We start from the raw sequence: 15,892 nt of genomic DNA, 5'->3' as shown, positions 1-15,892 counted from the left end.
AATCACTCACACAGGCGCACAGAATCGAACCGGACGCAGAGCGTGCCGGCAGGGATATCGGATTGAGAAATTGCTGATGCGTTATCAACGCACGCGATCAGACTGAGGCGGTGATATCCGGCGGACGTGCGGAGTGACGCAGCTTGGAACGGCGCAGGGCCATGGGCAGGTTGACGATGCGCTTCATGAGGCGCACCCGGGGAGTCGCGGTTGAGGTGAAGAACGCATAACACATGTTTCCGTTGGCGGAAAACGTCGTCGACGCAGAGTGTCGCGTCGACGGGATGGCCCGATAGTAAGGGGGAATCCGGGCGCCTGTAAACGATGCTTTTATGCGCCAGTCAGCCGCGCCTGTTTAGCGCAGCAGATAAAACCCCAGGCCGGCGAGGGCGCAGGCGCCCAACACTTCGATCACGCCGCGCTTGAACACAAACAACGCAATTGCCGCCGCCAGTGCCAGCAAGCCTGAAACCCAGTCGAACGAACCGGCAAAACCATTGGGCCACAACACGTGCCAGGCAAAGAAGCAGGCCAGATTGAGGATTACCCCGACCACCGCCGCCGTGATTGCCGTCAGCGGCGCCGTAAATTTGAGTTCATTGTGGGTGGTTTCCACCAGCGGCCCGCCGGCCAGAATGAACAGGAACGAAGGCAGGAACGTGAACCAGGTCACCAGCGTTGCCGCGAACGCCCCGGCGGCAAAGGCATGTTCCGCGCCAAAAGTGGGCTGTACGTACGCGCCAATGAAACCGACAAACGCCACCACCATGATCAGCGGCCCGGGCGTGGTTTCGCCCAATGCCAGGCCGTCGATCATCTGTGTCGGCGTCAGCCAGCCATAGTGACCGACCGCACCCTGATAAACGTAAGGCAGCACGGCATAAGCACCGCCAAACGTCAGCAGCGCCGCTTTGGTGAAGAACCAGGCCATCTGTGTGAACGTGCCGTCCCATCCGAACAGCGCAGTGAGGATCGCCATCGGCAGGCACCACAGCAGCACGCCTATCAGTCCCAGGCGTAAAAGCTTCCAGCGGTTGAACCGGGCGTGTTCAGGCGGTGGAGTGTCATCGTCGATCAGCGCCCGTCCGAAGGTTTTTTCGCTGCCACGATGACCACCGGCAGTGAACCGGTCCGGTGCCAGACGCCCACCGAAGTAGCCGATCAGCGCCGCGCTCAACACGATCAGCGGGAAGGGCGCGCCAAGCGCAAAGATCGCTACGAACGAGGCACCGGCGATACTCCACAACCAGCCGTTTTTCAACGCTCGCGAACCGATACGATGGGCTGCGTGCAATACGATCGCGGTGACTGCCGGTTTGATTCCATAAAAAATGCCTGCAACCACCGGCACGTCGCCGAAGGCGATATACACCCACGACAGTCCGATCAGGATGAACAGCGACGGCAGCACAAACAACGCACCGGCCAGCACGCCGCCCCAGGAGCGATGCAACAGCCAGCCAATGTAGGTCGCCAGTTGCTGAGCCTCGGGGCCGGGCAGCAACATGCAGTAATTCAACGCATGCAGAAAGCGTCGCTCGGAAATCCAGCGGCGGCGCTCCACCAGCTCCTGGTGCATGATCGCAATCTGCCCGGCCGGGCCACCGAAACCGATGCAACCCAGTTTGAGCCAGAAGCGCCAGGCCTGACGCAGGCTCACGGGTTCGGGTTTGCGCAGTTCTTCGGAGGCGGGCGGCTGGTTCAAGCGTGGTACCTGCTGGATGTGAGACGGTTATCTAAGCAGGGTTATATGACAAAAATCAAAAGATCGCTGAACAGGACGGCAAACCGGTTCGGTCTGGATCTGGCGATCATGCGGTTGCGGCCTGATATCCCATGGAATCCGGCGGGGTCAGCCACCGGTCATGTTCATGAAGCGAACCACTTGGACATCGTCGTTCACTTCGAAATTGTGGCTATAAGGCTTGAGTTTCATCGCCTCGATGATGGCGCCCTCAAGACGTTCCGGGTGCCCGGGATGGGCGCGCAGCACGGCTTTCAGATCCACCGAATGTTCGTTGCCCAGACACAGCAGCAGGCGACCTTCAACGGTCAGCCGAACCCGATTGCACGTGCCGCAGAAGTTGTGGCTGTGCGGTGAGATGAAGCCTAGGCGAATATTCGGCGCTTGCGCGAGTCGCCAGTAGCGCGACGGGCCCTGGGTCGATTCGGCAGAGTCGATCAACGTGTAGCGTTCGGCGATGCGCTCACGCACTTGCGCGCTGGAGAAGAACGATTCGGCGCGGCTGTGCTCATGAATGATGCCCAGCGGCATTTCTTCGATGAAGGAAATGTCGAGGTCGCGGTCGATGGCGAAACTGACCAGATCGTTGATCTCATGATCGTTGCGCCCGCGCATCACCACGCAGTTGAGTTTGGTACGGGTAAAACCGGCCGCGCGTGCGGCATCGATACCCTGAATGACTTGCGCCAAATCACCCGTGCGGGTCATCTGCTTGAAAAGGTGTGGGTCGAGGCTGTCGAGGCTGATGTTCAAGCGCTTGACGCCGGCGTCGTGCAAGGGGCCTGCAAGTTTGCCGAGCTGCGAACCGTTGGTGGTCAGGCACAATTCGCGCAGGCCGGGCAGGGCGGCAATCTGTTCACACAACTGCACGACGCCCGGCCGAATCAGCGGCTCGCCACCGGTGAGGCGGATTTTGCGCGTACCCAAGGCGACGAAACTTTTCGCCAACTGGAAAATTTCTTCGAGGGTCAAAATGCGCTGGCGCGGCAGAAATTCCATGTCCTCGGCCATGCAATAGACGCAGCGAAAATCGCAGCGGTCGGTCACCGACATGCGCAAATAATCGACACGGCGGTTGTGCCCATCGATCAGGACGCGCTCAGACATGACAGCCTCGTGACGGGATTGAGACGCACAGGGTATGGGTCGTTATGTCGCACGTCCAATCACTCTTAGTGACTGAGTGATTGATGGGGTCGATGAGGGCGCGAAACTGTTTCAACAACTCAAAAACATTGCAGCTGCTGCGCAGGGAAACGCTGCGATTTGCCCTAAGAAGAAACTGCAATGCGCCATTGATGTCATCTGACGCGCCGGCATTGCGGGCCAACCGAAACGTCTCACTGCTGGTTTCTGCGAGCAGCGTCGATAGACGGATGGAAGAACATTACGATTCAAAGCGCGCCGGTGGCATGGAGATAAAGCGTTCCATCATCCACTTGGTACGTCACGTCACGTTCCGTCAATTTGAAATGGAATTTTGCCACGATTGTGTTAGCTGCCGGATTTCGTTGGAAATCGAACTCCCCCTCATACGCGCTTACGAGTGAACCCCCTGTGGAGTGAGCCAGTATTGCCGAAACGTCACTACCGTAAGGGCCGATCGGATATCTACCGTCGCTCAGATCTGCACGAAGCACAAATGCAAGATGCTCCCACTCGCCGTCATCTCTTAAAATTCGCCCAAACAGACTTAATGATCCCGGTGAATTGGATTGGTATCTGTACCAATTTGCAACGAACCTGCCTCCAATTGCGGGATGGTTGGGAGAAAAACCGGCCTCAAATCGATTTTCGTCTGCTGTCACTGACGTGAAATCTTTCATCGTCAAATCGCGCCCATATGCCGAGTCAATATCTTTTTTAATCATGATTGAATGACCTGTTTTTATACCGTGGATGGAGTAGCAATTGGATGACCAGTCAAAACCTGGGTCATCGCTTGCGACCGTACTCGCGGTTTACTGGCGGGACAACTGACAGCTCTGACAGGTGCAAAGTGTGCGATTTTGTGCTCGACGAGGCGTCTGAACGTAAGCAGGCCCTCTTACAGAAACTATTGCGCACCAAACATCGCTGTCCAGTAGATGCCGGCACTGCTCTTCGGATCTACCGCATAGGCCGCGCCGAATTCGCGGAACTGCGGGTTCATCAGATTGGCGCAATGTCCGGGGCTGGCCAGCCAGCCGTCGACGACTTTGCGCACGGTGTCCTGGCCGGCGGCGATGTTTTCGCCGACTTGCTGGCCGCTGTAGCCGGCGAGTTCGGCGCGATCACCGGGAGTGCGACCGTCGCGATCCTTGTGGTCGAAGAAATTGTTGTTGGCCATCGACCGGCTATGGCTTTCGGCGGCGGCGCCGAGAATCGCGTTCCAGGCCAGCGGCGTGGTCGCGGCGAAAGCCTGGCTGCCGCATTGACGGGGTTGGCTGCGGGCGCTGTTGAGTTGTTCGAGCAGTTTCTGTCCTTCGCTTTGCCCATCGCCCAACCGGGCCGTCAGCAACGGTCGAGCCAGGACGATGCGCCAGTCGCGGTCGGTGTGGCTGACGCCGACATCGACGAATTGCGGATCGAGCACCACTTGGCAAAAACTTTCCTGAATCGCTTTCATTGCCGAGGCCGCATCGCGTGGCCCATTGAGGGTGATCGCCTGCACATTGACCATCGGATAGCTGGCCCGCGCCATCGCTTGTTGCAGGTCGACCGCACCCGTTGTCGAAAGCACCAGCCGGGGATCGGCGGACAGCGGCGCCAGTTCATTGGACGCCTGATTGCCGCAGCGCTGCGGCTGGCTGCGGTAGCTGTTGATCGACTCGACCAGTTGCGATTCCTCGGTGGCCACGGCCGAGGCGGCAAACAAAAGGCCTGCGGACAACGCGGCAAAGCGCAAAACGGATGGCATGAAGCGCATGGAAATCTCCCTTGGGCTGAGTGCGCCCATGATGCGCGAAATGCCCCGGTGGCACGCAATGACTTTTTATTCGAGGCGGTGTTTTTTGCCGTCTACACTCTGCCCAGACCCCGGAATCCGGGCGTCTCAACCACGAAACACCTTGCCCCAATCGGGCGCTGCCGGAAGAGTCGATCATGGGTTTGAATCGGTTGGCTGTGTGCTGTGCGTTCACGTTGTTTACTGGCCTGACTTCGGCTGCCGTACAGGCGCCGGTTCAGGAGAAGGCCGAAGCCAAGGCCGAAGTGCTGGAGGAAAAAGCTGCCGACAAGGTCAGTGCCGCTCCGGCGCCAAAGTCTGAAGCCATTACGCCAACCGAGGCGCAAGCGGTCGACCCGGCCGGCGCGGCGCCGCTGGATGATCCGATCACCTGCCTGGCGCGCAGCATCTACTGGGAAGCCAAAGGCAAGGACACCCCGGAAATGGAGGCCGTGGCGAGCGTGGTGATGAATCGCCTCGGTCACGAAGGTTTTCCCGACACGGTGTGCGGCGTGGTCAAGGACGGCTCGGAAACCAAAAGCTGCCAGTTTTCCTGGTGGTGTGACGGCCGTCCGGATCAGGTCAAGGAAGACGCCGAATACGCACTGGCGAAAGAAATCGCTGGCAAGGCGCTCAATCGACAACTCAAGGATCGAACCCGAGGTGCGCTGTATTTTCACGACCGCAACGTCCATCCCGCCTGGGCGAAGAAGTACACCAGAACGGCCGAAACCGGCAAATTCCTTTTCTACAAACCGCCAGGTGGCGATGCGCGCTAACCGCAAAAGATCGTCCGGACGCGGTCCGGGCCTTCGGCAGTTCCTACAGGTTCCTGGGGTGTTCACGGGTTTTGTGATCACCGAAGATCCATTGTGGGAGCTGGCTTGCCAGCGATGGGATCGTCAACCGGCCATGTAAGGTGGTTGATCCGGTCAACTGCCGTGGCTGCTGAGGATGCTCGCGATTTGCTGCGGGTGGCAATTGAGGTACGGCGAGGATTTGAGCCAGCGTTGATCCGGGTACCACGAGAACATGTATTGACCATCCTTCAAACGGTCGATTACTTGCTTGGCGATTTGCGGGCGCACTGCCGGGCAGCCCTGGCTGCGGCCGATACGTCCCTGACGCTTGCTCCAGAGCGGGTTCACGTAGTCGGCGGCATGAATGACGATGGCCCGGTCGCGGGCCATGTCATTGAAACCCGGCTCCAGACCGTCCATGCGCAGCGAATAACCGTGGGTGCCTTCGTAGCTTTCCTGAGTGCGGAACAAGCCGAGGCTGGATTGAAAACTGCCTTCACGGTTGGAGAATTGGGTGGCGAAGTTTTCCCCGGAGTTCGAGCCATGGGCGACCAGATCGCGCAGCACCAGCGTTCGCTTGTTCAAATCAAAAATCCACAAGCGGCGCGCGGTGGACGGCTGTGAGTAGTCGATGATCGCCAAGTGACGCGACTGTTTCGCACCGTTATTGATCGCGCATTGCATGGCGTTCAATGCGCCTTTCAGCGCCTGGGGATTGAGTTCCGGTGCGGCGTGGGCGAGGCTGCGGTAAAGAACCGGCGATGAAGTGCCGGCGGCAAAAACCTGACTGGCCACTGTAGCAAGGGCCGCGGTCAGCATGAGTCGGCGCAAAAACGTCAACATTTAAAGAGAGTCCTCACTTGTTACTTTGGCTCCCGACTCCCAGTCGTCCTTCAGTTAAACCCTGAATGGGGCCTGACTGTAATAGCGCACCTGCTGTAAGGTTGACCGTCATCTGGACGGCCATGGATTGGAGTAAAGCAGTTGTTCAAAAAATGCGCATCTTACTTGAGCATTTGTTTGCTCGCTGTGCCGTTGGTCGCGACTGCCACCGTCGAGGCGCCGGTGCCCGACCTGGCGACGCCGCTTCCGGTCGAGCCGCAGTCGCCATTGCAGGCTGTGCTCATCGGTCTGCCTCAGACTTGCCCGGCATTGGCTCCGCAAATGGGCGATGGCGCACTGAAACAATTGCAGGCGTTCTACGAGCAGCAGGGCTGGCTGCCGGTCTGGGCGGATGCCGGCCGGCTGTCGGCCTTGCTTGGGCAACTGCCGCTATTGGCCGACGATGGCCTCGATCCCGACCGTTACCACGTGCCGCTGATCCCACCCAACGACGGTGAACTCTGCGCCGACATCGATATCAGCCGCCAGTATCTGCAAGCCCTGCAGGATCTGCATTTCGGCCGTTTGCTGCAATCGCACTTCGAACCGCTGTGGCGCGCTGACGAACCGCCACGCGATCGTCAGGCCGAGCTGCTCGCCATCGCCGTGCCCGGGTTGCAAAACATTCCCGGGGCGTTCGACCAGGCGCGTCCACACCTGGCGCAGTATCGCAATCTGCGCAACGCCTACGCCGAGCACCGCCTGCAAACCTTGCCGAAGTGGCACTCAGTGGCCGACGGCAAACTGCTGCGCCCGGACATGGACGATGCGCGAGTGCCGGAGCTGGCCCAGCGCCTGTTGAGCGAGGGCTACCTGAACAGCATGGTCGCCATTGAAGGCAACGGTTACAGCCATGTGCTGGTGGAAGCGGTCAAACACTTTCAAAGCAACCATTCGCTGCAGGCTGATGGCGTGATCGGGCCGAGCACGTTGAAAGAGATGAACATCAGCCCGCTGACCCGTCGTCAACAATTGCGCGTCAACCTCGAACGTTTCCGCTGGATGTCCCAGGACATGGGGCCCGATGGCTTGCTGGTCAACGTCGCCGCCGCTGAATTGACGTTGTATCAGGGTGGCTCGCCAGTGTGGCAAACCCGCACCCAGGTGGGTCGCGCCGAACGCCAGACTCCACTGCTGAAGTCGCGCGTGACTCGGCTGACGTTGAACCCGACCTGGACGGTACCGCCGACGATCTGGAAGGAAGACAAGCTGCCGGAGATCCGCAAGGATCAAACCTTTCTCAGCCGCCAGAACCTGCAAGTGCTCGACGCCAACGGCCAGCCGCTCGCTGCCGCCGATATCGACTGGGACAACCCGGGCAACATCCTCCTGCGTCAGGAAGCCGGGCCGCGCAATCCGCTGGGGCGGATGGTCATCCGTTTCCCCAATCCGTTTTCCGTGTACTTGCACGACACCCCGAGCAAAGCATTATTCGACAAAGGGCCGAGGGCGTTCAGCTCGGGTTGCGTGCGGGTCGAGCATCCAATGCAACTGCGCGATTTGATGCTCAGTCCGGCGGAAAAGGCGCGCACCGAAACCCTGCTCGCGACTGGCGCCACGCATGAATTCCGCCTGTCGGCGCCTGTGCCGATCCTGATGACGTACTGGACGGCGCAGGTCGGCAGCGATGGGCATGTGCGTTATGCGCCGGACATTTACAGTCGCGACGTAGCATTGCTGGCAGGGCTTGATCGGCATTGATTTCGTGGCGCCGCGAACAAAGCGCTAAAAGGTGGCTTGGAAAAATCTGTGGAGTTGGCTTCCTATTGCGCTGTGGGGCAACCGATCTGCGCGTTGCTCGCCGCGCGGTTGATCGCCGCAGCGAGGCGTTTGACGTTGGCTTGCTGGGCGATGACCAAGTCGTCGATGGATGGCCCCGACGGCGTTTGCAAGGTAGTGCGGCACACCAGCAGATCGCTGGCATCCCCGGCTCGCAGTCGCCATTTGACGTCTATCAGGCCGTACTGGCCGGGAATTGAATCGAAGCGTTGCACGTCGATGCGCACTGAGACTTTGCGCAGATTGTTGCTGTTACTTAATTGATCCATCAGCGCGCTGCGCAACTCATCGGCCAGGCTGGCGCCCCACCACTCGGTTTCGAGAATCGCCAGGCCGGCATTGCCTTGGCGGATGACGATTTGCGGGCGGTCGACCTGCGGTGGCACGCTGATCCCTTCGATGGGAATCTCATTACCGGCGCGGGTGACGGAAGGTTGCGTCGGGATCAGGGTGTGGAACTGGATCGGGTCGCTACGGCAAGCAGCGAGCAAAACGAACGCGGCGAGCACGGTGATTTTCAGCGATACAGCCATGGTTCAGCTCCTGTGCTCAGTTGCGTGGCGGATCTTGCATGTCGATCGGCGCGCCGTTATTGGGGCGACCGCGAATCAGCGATTCAGGATTACGACCCAGATAGTCAGACAGCTCACGCAGAGAGCGCGACATGCGTCCGAGTTCATCAAGGGTTTCGCCGAGTTTTTCCCGCTGCGGCGAGTCTTCGGCCAATGTCGAACTGGCGGTTTGCAAGGTCGTGCTCATGTCGTTCAAGGCCTTTTGCACACCTGGCAGCGTCTTGGTATTGAACTGGCCCAGGCCTTTGCGCATCTCGACGAGGTTGCTGTCGAGGTTGCCAGCGATGCGGTCGATCGGCAGCTTGTTGATCTTGTCGATCATCGCTTGAAACTGTTCCTGCAACAGTTCGAGGCTACCCGGCACGGTCGGGATGGTGATGGGACGAGCGCTCAGGTCGAATGGCACCTTGGGCGCTTTCGGGAAAAAATCCAGGGCGATATAGAGTTGGCCGGTCAACAGATTGCCGCTGCGGGCCTGGGCACGCAGACCGTTGTCGACGAAGGCGCTCATGAGGCGCACCACGGACGCTTCGTCTTCCGGATTATGGTTGAGCAACTTGAGCATTTTCAGGTGCGCCTGGCCGAGACGCTGGGGGTAAATCACGAGGCCGACGATGATCGGAAAGCTGCGTTTGGCCTCGTCGAAATCAAGGTTCACCGAGACCACTTTGCCGATCTCTACGCCAAGGAATTCCACGGGCGCATCGACTCTGAGCGCGCGCAAAGCCTGATCAAAACGCAGCGTCAGGTATTGCGCTTTGCCGTTGGGTGGGGCGAGGGCGGTTTGCTGGTCGGCGAACAGGTCGAAATTTTTATTCTCGGCCGCAGCGGTGTCGTTGGGGCTGTACGGTGGAGCGCGGAAGGCGATGCCACCGACCAGCAACGTCGACAGCGATTCGGTGCGTACCGCGAAGCCATTGGCGCCCACGTTGATGTCGATGCCGCTGGCGTTCCAGAAACGGGTGTTTTCAGTGACATAGACGTCATTCGGCGCATGGACGAACACCTCGATGTTCACGCCTTTGCCGTCCGGATCCAGTGCATAAGAGACCACTTGGCCGACCGGGATCTTGCGGTAGTAAACCGGCGAACCGATGTCCAGCGAGCCAAGATCCTCGGTGTGCAACATGAAGCGTTTGCCAGGTTCGCCGTAGGTGATCGGTGGCGGGTTTTCAAGGCCTTTGAAGTTTTTTGCGCGGGCGTTGGACTGGCCGATGTCGGCGCCGATGTAGTCGCCGGACAACAGCGTGTCGATGCCCGATACGCCACCGGCGCCGATGCGCGGACGCACCACCCAGAACTGCGAGTCTTCGCGCGTGAAACCCTCGGCCTGCTTGGCCAGTTTGATCGTCGCATTGACGCTTTTCTGGTCATCGCTCAAGCCGACGTCCGAGACGTGGCCGATGACCACGTTGCGGTATTTCACTTCGGTCTTGTTGGCGGTCAGACCGCTGCCGGTCTTGAAGGTCAGGGTGATGGTCGGGCCTTCCTGCATCTTGCTGTGGATCACCAGTGAAATCCCCACCAACACGGCCACGATCGGCACGATCCACACCAGCGACACGCCGAAGCGGCGAGTCTTGGTGGTGGAACGGCCGGGTGATGGCGGGCCGTCGGTGGTGGATGGTTTCATCCATGACCTCTTTGTTTAGGAATAACGCAGATCGAACCTAGTGACTGACTATAGAAGCGCCGGGGTAATCGGCAACTTTAAAGTCCCGGTTTGCCTGCGAAAACCTTATGTTCGAGGTAACAGCCGCTTATTGATCCAGGCATCGATACTCAATTTTCCGGCCCCTGAAAACAGCAGCGGAAGCAGCGCCACAAGGTAGATCGCCGGCAGCTTGAAATTACCGAAGCCTTTGTTGGTAATGGCGTAGCCTTGGGCGAGTTCGCTCAGCGACGACCAGTCGGCCGGCCAATGCACGGCCGCCGTGGCAACGACCGTGACCACGATCAACACCAACGCCGACATTCGCGTGCCCAGCCCGATCAGGATTGCCAGCGCACAGATGAGCTCTGCCCACATCGACAACTCCCAGTTCCACGTCGCCGGCAGACGATCGAAGGGGAACGGGAAACGATCCTGCAGGTCGGCAAACCAGTTCTGCCCATTGAATTTTTCCAGGCCCGATTCGAAAAATTCCCAAGCGATGAACAGCCGCAGGGACAGTTGAGAGATCCAGAGGCCGGCACGGTCGAGGGGCGAGAATAACGAGTTCATCGGGGAGTGCTCCGTGGTGAAGTGAGGGGAGCATTTCAACGTCGGGGTGTATCAGTGATGTGTCGCGGGTCGCGGGGTTTATGCGCCTGGTGTGTCCAGCGACAATTCAGACACACTGCAATACACGGTAGAAGCTGCCGCAGGCTGCGAGCTGTAGACGTTGATTTGAAAAAAACAAATCAACAGATCGCAACCTGCGACAGCTCCTACACATTGGGGGGCAAATCCTATACATTTTCCGGCCGCCCCCTGCATGGTGAATTCGTTTCATGTCTCTTGCGCTCGAACGTCTAGTCGCTGGCACGCCAATCCCTTTCGCCGGTAATCGTGTCTCCGTGGTCAGCCCCGAACTGGCGGCGCGTTTCCAGCCCGGCGATCATTTGTTGGTGGAGCAAGTCAGCGGCGAGCTGCTGTTGATTCCGGTGGCAGATCAGCAAGCGGCGGCCGTGGCGATCGAACGTGCGCAGGCAGCCTTTACCGCGTTGTCGGCAGTGCCCGACCAAGCGATCAGCCACTTCTTCGATCTGTTCGCGCAACGCCTTGAAACCCCGGACTGCTGGGCCCGGATCGAAGCGGCCAACCTGGCCGACATCGAGCGGGCGAAGGCGCGCGGGCGATCGACCACACGCTTGCTCGCCGATGAAAGCATGCGTCGGGACATGATCGCCGGCCTGCGCGCCTGGCGTGATGCGCCGGCCACGCGTGGCAAAGTCATCAGCAGCGTCGAGCATGACGGCTGGAAGGTCGAGCAAGTAGTGTCGCCGCTGGGCATCGTCGCATTCGTGTTCGAGGGTCGACCGAATGTGTTCGCCGATGCCGCCGGCGTCTTGCGCACCGGCAACACGGCGGTGCTGCGCATCGGCAGTGATGCGCTGGGTACTGCGCAAGCCATCGTCACCCACGCCTTGAACCCGGCGCTGGCCGAAGCCGGTTTGCCGAGTGGCGCGGTGTCGCTGGTGGAGAGCGTCAACCATGCTGCCGGTTGGGCGATGTTTGCCGACCGGCGCTTGTCGTTGGCCGTGGCCCGGGGCTCAGGTCGAGCCGTCAGCCAACTGGGCAGCATCGCCCAGCAGGCCGGCACCGCCGTCAGTCTGCATGGCACCGGTGGCGCGTGGCTGATCGCCGATCAGGTCGCCGACGCCAAGCGCTTCGCCGCCGTGGTGCGCAACTCGCTGGATCGCAAAGTCTGCAACACGCTTAATGTCTGCATGATCCAGCGTGATCGCGCGTTTGAACTGGTGCCGTTGTTCCTCGATGCGCTGCAACAGGCCGGCGCAGTGCGTGGCAAGGGTTGCAAATTGCACATCGTGGAAGGCAGTGAAAGTTACCTGCCGGATGAATGGCGCAATGCGACGGTCGAGGTGTATCGCGCCGAGGGGATCCAGAGCGAGGCACTGGCAGAGCCGCTGCCTGAGACACAATTGGGTCGAGAGTGGGAATGGGAAGACACCCCGGAAGTCAGCCTGATGATCGTCGACGATCTGGATCAGGCCATCGGTTTATTCAATCGCTACAGCCCGCAGTTTACGGTGTCGCTGATCAGTGAGGATGCTGCCGAGCAGGAGCGTTTCTACAATGCGGTCAACGCGCCGTTCGTGGGTAACGGTGTGACCCGTTGGGTCGATGGTCAATACGCGCTGAACAAGCCGGAGCTGGGCCTTTCCAACTGGGAAAACGGCCGCTTGTTTGCCCGCAGCGCGATTCTTTCCGGTGATGGTGTGTTTACCGTGCGCAGCCGCATGAGCCAGATCGACCTCGACATCAAGCGCTGAATAAAAACGCCCGGTGCAGTGCATCGGGCGTTAGGGTGAAATAGGTGAAAACCTATTTCAGGAATAGACAATGGCGGATCAGTACAGTCGATCAATCACCCGGCTTTCATTCTGGTTCTGCAACGAATCCCACGCCTCTTTCAGCGTTTGCAGAACACTGCCGATGAAGTCTTTGTCGGCGGCGGCTTTCTTGCCGACATAGCCTTGGCCGCGACGGTACATCTTCAGGCGGGCCAGCAGGTTCTGGTGATTCTTGTCGAACTCTTCTTCATGAGCGTGGGGCGACAGGCAGTCGATATGCACCTGGCCCGACTTGCTGATCCAGAGAATGTGGCTGTCGTGGCTGTCTTTCCGCGCCGCGAACATACGAGCCAATTCTTCGATGGTGGGTTGATTGTTCAGATTCATTATTGTGCCCCTTGACCAGTTTGGTGATTTTTCAAAGTTGATTCGCTAATACAGTCAGCCCATCGGTTAGTTGATCCCTGGCACCGAAACCAGGACGTCAGCCGTCGCCCGTGATAAGTACGGGGTCAAGCATCTGTTGCATGTAGTCGTGTTGAATAACTGCTACGCAATAGCGTCACAACGAAGAGAAGCGACGAAAACCGGGAGGCCCCATGTCGACGGTTTCAGGGTCGACGCACAAGCATCTTGAGAATTTTCGCCAGCGCTTCTCGTCCTTGTACTGGACGTTCAGGCCAGGTCAGCTTCTTCAATCTGCCTTGTGGGCAGCGTGTATCCGGGAAAAACAGCTCGGCGGTCAGACGAGCTTGCTCAAGCATGTTGCCAGTACTCCCGATCGGGGAGACGTCTGCATCATGCAAAAGCAAAACGATGCCGTCAACGGTTTTGTAGTGATTATTTTTAGTCACTACATATTGTCGGACAAAGTGGTTTTGGAATGAAGGAAGGAGAGGGGGGAAGACCGGACCGGATCACTTCGCGGCTGGTTTGGCCAAGCGTTTGCCGGTGCCGGCAGGTTTTCGGCGGGTGGTCTTGCGCTTGTTTTTCCACGGCGCAGCAGCTTTACCGGCCGGTGGCGGGCCGCTGATGGTCAGGCTGAGGCTGCCGCAGCGGGCGACTTGTTTGCTCATCCATGCCGCTTGTTTGGTGACAAATTCGTCCAGACTCATCTCACCGCTCTGCACCATGTCCAGCGCCTGTTCCCAGATCGCCGTAGTGCCGGGGTCGGCAATCGCGCGTGGCACCGCGTCAATCAGGCTGAACGCCGCCGGCGTTGCCGCCAGGGCCTTGCCGTTTTTCACCAGATAACCGCGATCGAGCAAACCCTGAATGATCGATGCGCGAGTGGCTTCGGTGCCGATGCCGGTGGTGTCCTTGAGCTTCTGTTTGAGCAGCGGGTCTTCCACCAGTCTGGCGACGTTCTTCATCGCCTTGATCAGATCGCCCTCGGTGTAAGGCTTGGGCGGTTGCGTCCACAAGTCTTTGAGTTTGACGTCGGCTACCGTGCATTCCGCACCCTGGGTCAGCGTCGGCAAGGTTTGCGGCGCCGGGGCTTCACGTCCTTTGGCGGGCGCCAGGGCTTCGGGCAGGGCTCGTTTCCAGCCCGGCTCGACAATCTGTTTGCCCACCGCGCGCAAGGCTTCACCGGCGCAATCGAAATCGGCCTGGGTGCGGTCATATTCATGGTTGGGCAGGAATTGCGCGAGATAGCGCGCACGAATCAAGGTGTAGACCGCACGGTGTTTGCCGGTCAGTCGCTCGAGATTCTTCGCGGCGGCGGTGGGGATGATGCCGTGGTGGGCGCTGACCTTGGCGTCGTTCCACGCCCTTGAGCGGCGCTGGGGCTCGAGATGGCCGCGCAATGCCTCAAGGCTCGGATCAGCCTGACGCAGCGCTGCGAGAATTCCTGGCGCCTCACTGTGCTGACTGACCGGTAGAAAGCCGCAATCGCTTCGCGGGTAAGTGATGACCTTGTAGGTTTCATAGAGCGCTTGGGCGATGTCGAGGGTTTCCTGGGCACCGAGGCCGAGTTTCTTCGAGCAGACTTCCTGCAACGTACCGAGATCGAAGGGCAGGGGTGCCAGTTCGCGCATGCGTTCGGTGCGCAACTTGACGACCCGGGCGTTGGCGGCGCTGCTGATCGCGTTCGCCGCTTGCTGCGCCAATGCCTGATTCAGGCAACGATCCTGGTCGTCACAAACCTCCGAAGGCGCCCGCCACTGTGCGGTGAATGCCGTGCCGTCGTGCAGCAATTGAACATCGATGGCCCAGAACGGCACCGGCACGAAATCGGCGATGCTGCGGTCGCGATCGACCACCAGGCGCAAGGTCGGCGTCTGCACCCGACCCACTGGCAACACGCCCTGATAGCCGGACTGGCGCCCGAGCAAGGTAAACAAGCGACTCATGTTCATGCCGATCAGCCAGTCCGCCCGGGAACGCCCCAGCGCCGAGTGATAGAGGCTGAAGGTTTCGGCGCCGGGCTTGAGAGCGGCCAAGGCCTTGCGGATCGAAGCCTCGTCCAGCGCCGACAGCCACAAGCGTCGGATTGGCCCACGGTAACGGCAATGTTCGACCAGTTCCCGGGCAATCATTTCTCCCTCACGGTCGGCGTCGGTGGCGATGATCAGTTCGCTGGCCTCACCAAGCAGGCGCTTGACCGCTTTGTACTGGCTGGCCGTGCGCGGCTTGACGGTCATTTTCCATTTGTCCGGAATAATCGGCAGATCGGCGAGCACCCAGCGTTTGTATCGCGCGTCGTAGGCGTCCGGCGGCGCGGTTTCGAGCAGATGGCCGATGCACCAGGTCACCGTGACGTCCGTCCCCAGCCAGCAACCGTCGCCCCGGCGTTTGGCGCCGAGCACGGCCGCAATATCCTTGGCCTGGGAAGGTTTTTCACAGAGGTACAACCGCATGGGCATCATCGTCGATCAGTGTCTTGAGAGGTGCACAGAATGGCCCGTGTCGGGCGAAGGAGCAACTTTTATCTGTATGGATGTCCAGTGGAAGATGTGTCGATGGATTACGCTGAGACTCCGTTCGGCCATTCGCCGCTCGCAAAGCGCAATCGTGAGTTATACCTGACAGATTGCTTATCCATTCATTGAGGACTTACCAATGAAGAGTTCAGCCCCCGGCAGTCCCATCAGCTTTGAAGAATTGGCCGGTTGTCTGGTGGTGAAGTTTCACGGCATTCAGGTTGCGGCGTCGGCGCATACCCTGGTGT

General features: G+C 59.5%; 14 protein-coding genes and 1 pseudogene. 5 read left to right on the top strand and 10 right to left on the bottom strand.

Annotated features, from left to right (window positions below; translation table 11 throughout):
- Positions 1-355: 355 nt before the first annotated feature.
- The 4 genes from chrA to GIW69_RS20555 all read right to left on the bottom strand — a co-directional run bounded on the left by chrA (position 356) and on the right by GIW69_RS20555 (position 4,652).
- Positions 356-1,705 carry a chromate efflux transporter gene (gene chrA / locus GIW69_RS20570; RefSeq protein WP_236484620.1) on the bottom strand — a complete coding sequence of 450 codons (1,350 nt, stop codon included), beginning with the start codon at positions 1,703-1,705 and terminating at the stop codon, positions 356-358.
- Positions 1,706-1,852: 147 nt separating this feature from the next.
- The gene (moaA, locus tag GIW69_RS20565) at positions 1,853-2,851 is read right to left on the bottom strand and encodes a GTP 3',8-cyclase MoaA (RefSeq protein ID WP_236484619.1); all 999 of its coding nucleotides are present in this window, start codon (positions 2,849-2,851) and stop codon (positions 1,853-1,855) included.
- Positions 2,852-3,138: 287 nt separating this feature from the next.
- Positions 3,139-3,615: a hypothetical protein gene (locus GIW69_RS20560; protein ID WP_236484618.1), complete on the bottom strand. Its 477-nt coding sequence runs from the start codon at positions 3,613-3,615 to the stop codon at positions 3,139-3,141.
- Positions 3,616-3,800: 185 nt separating this feature from the next.
- Entirely contained in the window at positions 3,801-4,652 is an 852-nt protein-coding gene (locus GIW69_RS20555) for a CAP domain-containing protein (RefSeq protein ID WP_236484617.1), read from the bottom strand.
- A 176-nt stretch (positions 4,653-4,828) separates the two neighbouring features.
- Here GIW69_RS20555 and GIW69_RS20550 point away from each other — a divergent pair, with 176 nt between their 5' ends.
- Positions 4,829-5,449: a cell wall hydrolase gene (locus GIW69_RS20550; protein ID WP_236484616.1), complete on the top strand. Its 621-nt coding sequence runs from the start codon at positions 4,829-4,831 to the stop codon at positions 5,447-5,449.
- Positions 5,450-5,602: 153 nt separating this feature from the next.
- Here GIW69_RS20550 and GIW69_RS20545 read toward each other — a convergent pair whose 3' ends face one another.
- Positions 5,603-6,313, bottom strand: a complete 711-nt coding sequence (locus GIW69_RS20545) for a murein L,D-transpeptidase catalytic domain family protein (protein WP_236484615.1) — start codon at positions 6,311-6,313, stop codon at positions 5,603-5,605.
- Between the two features lie 141 nt (positions 6,314-6,454).
- Between GIW69_RS20545 and GIW69_RS20540 the strand changes: the two genes are divergently transcribed.
- Positions 6,455-8,053 carry a L,D-transpeptidase family protein gene (locus GIW69_RS20540; protein WP_236484614.1) on the top strand — a complete coding sequence of 533 codons (1,599 nt, stop codon included), beginning with the start codon at positions 6,455-6,457 and terminating at the stop codon, positions 8,051-8,053.
- A gap of 62 nt (positions 8,054-8,115) precedes the next feature.
- On the opposite strand, the gene GIW69_RS20535 is transcribed toward GIW69_RS20540, so the two are convergent.
- The 3 genes from GIW69_RS20535 to GIW69_RS20525 form a co-directional block, all read right to left on the bottom strand.
- Positions 8,116-8,664 (bottom strand): PqiC family protein, encoded by a 549-nt coding sequence (locus GIW69_RS20535; RefSeq protein WP_236484613.1) that lies wholly within the window; start codon positions 8,662-8,664, stop codon positions 8,116-8,118.
- Positions 8,665-8,680: 16 nt separating this feature from the next.
- The gene (locus GIW69_RS20530) at positions 8,681-10,336 is read right to left on the bottom strand and encodes an MlaD family protein (protein ID WP_236484612.1); all 1,656 of its coding nucleotides are present in this window, start codon (positions 10,334-10,336) and stop codon (positions 8,681-8,683) included.
- Positions 10,337-10,441: 105 nt separating this feature from the next.
- A complete protein-coding gene (locus tag GIW69_RS20525) occupies positions 10,442-10,927 on the bottom strand; it encodes an HvfX family Cu-binding RiPP maturation protein (protein WP_236484611.1) in 486 nt (161 codons plus the stop codon).
- Between the two features lie 269 nt (positions 10,928-11,196).
- Here GIW69_RS20525 and GIW69_RS20520 point away from each other — a divergent pair, with 269 nt between their 5' ends.
- Positions 11,197-12,699, top strand: coding sequence for an aldehyde dehydrogenase family protein (locus GIW69_RS20520; protein ID WP_236484610.1), 1,503 nt, complete (start codon positions 11,197-11,199; stop codon positions 12,697-12,699).
- A 78-nt stretch (positions 12,700-12,777) separates the two neighbouring features.
- Here the strand turns inward: GIW69_RS20520 and GIW69_RS20515 are convergent, their stop codons facing one another.
- Positions 12,778-13,107, bottom strand: a complete 330-nt coding sequence (locus GIW69_RS20515; RefSeq protein ID WP_236484609.1) for a hypothetical protein — start codon at positions 13,105-13,107, stop codon at positions 12,778-12,780.
- A gap of 212 nt (positions 13,108-13,319) precedes the next feature.
- Between GIW69_RS20515 and GIW69_RS20510 the strand changes: the two genes are divergently transcribed.
- On the top strand, positions 13,320-13,607 hold the full coding sequence (locus tag GIW69_RS20510) for a hypothetical protein (protein ID WP_236484608.1): 288 nt from the start codon (positions 13,320-13,322) through the stop codon (positions 13,605-13,607).
- 30 nt (positions 13,608-13,637) lie between these two features.
- On the opposite strand, the gene GIW69_RS20505 is transcribed toward GIW69_RS20510, so the two are convergent.
- Positions 13,638-15,581, bottom strand: a complete 1,944-nt coding sequence (locus tag GIW69_RS20505; protein ID WP_236484607.1) for a DNA topoisomerase III — start codon at positions 15,579-15,581, stop codon at positions 13,638-13,640.
- Between the two features lie 202 nt (positions 15,582-15,783).
- On the opposite strand from GIW69_RS20505, the pseudogene GIW69_RS26460 reads away from it, so the two are divergent.
- Positions 15,784-15,892, top strand: a pseudogene (locus tag GIW69_RS26460) (DUF427 domain-containing protein); the annotation flags it as partial.

The sequence above is a fragment of the Pseudomonas syringae genome, from assembly GCF_021605415.1.
Taxonomy (GTDB): Bacteria; Pseudomonadota; Gammaproteobacteria; order Pseudomonadales; family Pseudomonadaceae; genus Aquipseudomonas; species Aquipseudomonas syringae_S.
This window is presented reverse-complemented; position numbering and strand designations above follow the sequence as displayed.

What these genes read in the sequence shown, in the direction of transcription:
- moaA (WP_236484619.1), bottom strand. Translation starts at nt 2,851, where the DNA reads ATGTCTGAGCGCGTCCTGATCGATGGGCACAACCGCCGTGTCGATTAT.
- GIW69_RS20560 (WP_236484618.1), bottom strand. Translation starts at nt 3,615, where the DNA reads ATGATTAAAAAAGATATTGACTCGGCATATGGGCGCGATTTGACGATG.
- GIW69_RS20555 (WP_236484617.1), bottom strand. Translation starts at nt 4,652, where the DNA reads ATGCGCTTCATGCCATCCGTTTTGCGCTTTGCCGCGTTGTCCGCAGGC.
- GIW69_RS20550 (WP_236484616.1), top strand. Translation starts at nt 4,829, where the DNA reads ATGGGTTTGAATCGGTTGGCTGTGTGCTGTGCGTTCACGTTGTTTACT.
- GIW69_RS20545 (WP_236484615.1), bottom strand. Translation starts at nt 6,313, where the DNA reads ATGTTGACGTTTTTGCGCCGACTCATGCTGACCGCGGCCCTTGCTACA.
- GIW69_RS20535 (WP_236484613.1), bottom strand. Translation starts at nt 8,664, where the DNA reads ATGGCTGTATCGCTGAAAATCACCGTGCTCGCCGCGTTCGTTTTGCTC.
- GIW69_RS20530 (WP_236484612.1), bottom strand. Translation starts at nt 10,336, where the DNA reads ATGAAACCATCCACCACCGACGGCCCGCCATCACCCGGCCGTTCCACC.
- GIW69_RS20525 (WP_236484611.1), bottom strand. Translation starts at nt 10,927, where the DNA reads ATGAACTCGTTATTCTCGCCCCTCGACCGTGCCGGCCTCTGGATCTCT.
- GIW69_RS20520 (WP_236484610.1), top strand. Translation starts at nt 11,197, where the DNA reads ATGTCTCTTGCGCTCGAACGTCTAGTCGCTGGCACGCCAATCCCTTTC.
- GIW69_RS20515 (WP_236484609.1), bottom strand. Translation starts at nt 13,107, where the DNA reads ATGAATCTGAACAATCAACCCACCATCGAAGAATTGGCTCGTATGTTC.
- GIW69_RS20510 (WP_236484608.1), top strand. Translation starts at nt 13,320, where the DNA reads ATGTCGACGGTTTCAGGGTCGACGCACAAGCATCTTGAGAATTTTCGC.
- GIW69_RS20505 (WP_236484607.1), bottom strand. Translation starts at nt 15,581, where the DNA reads ATGCGGTTGTACCTCTGTGAAAAACCTTCCCAGGCCAAGGATATTGCG.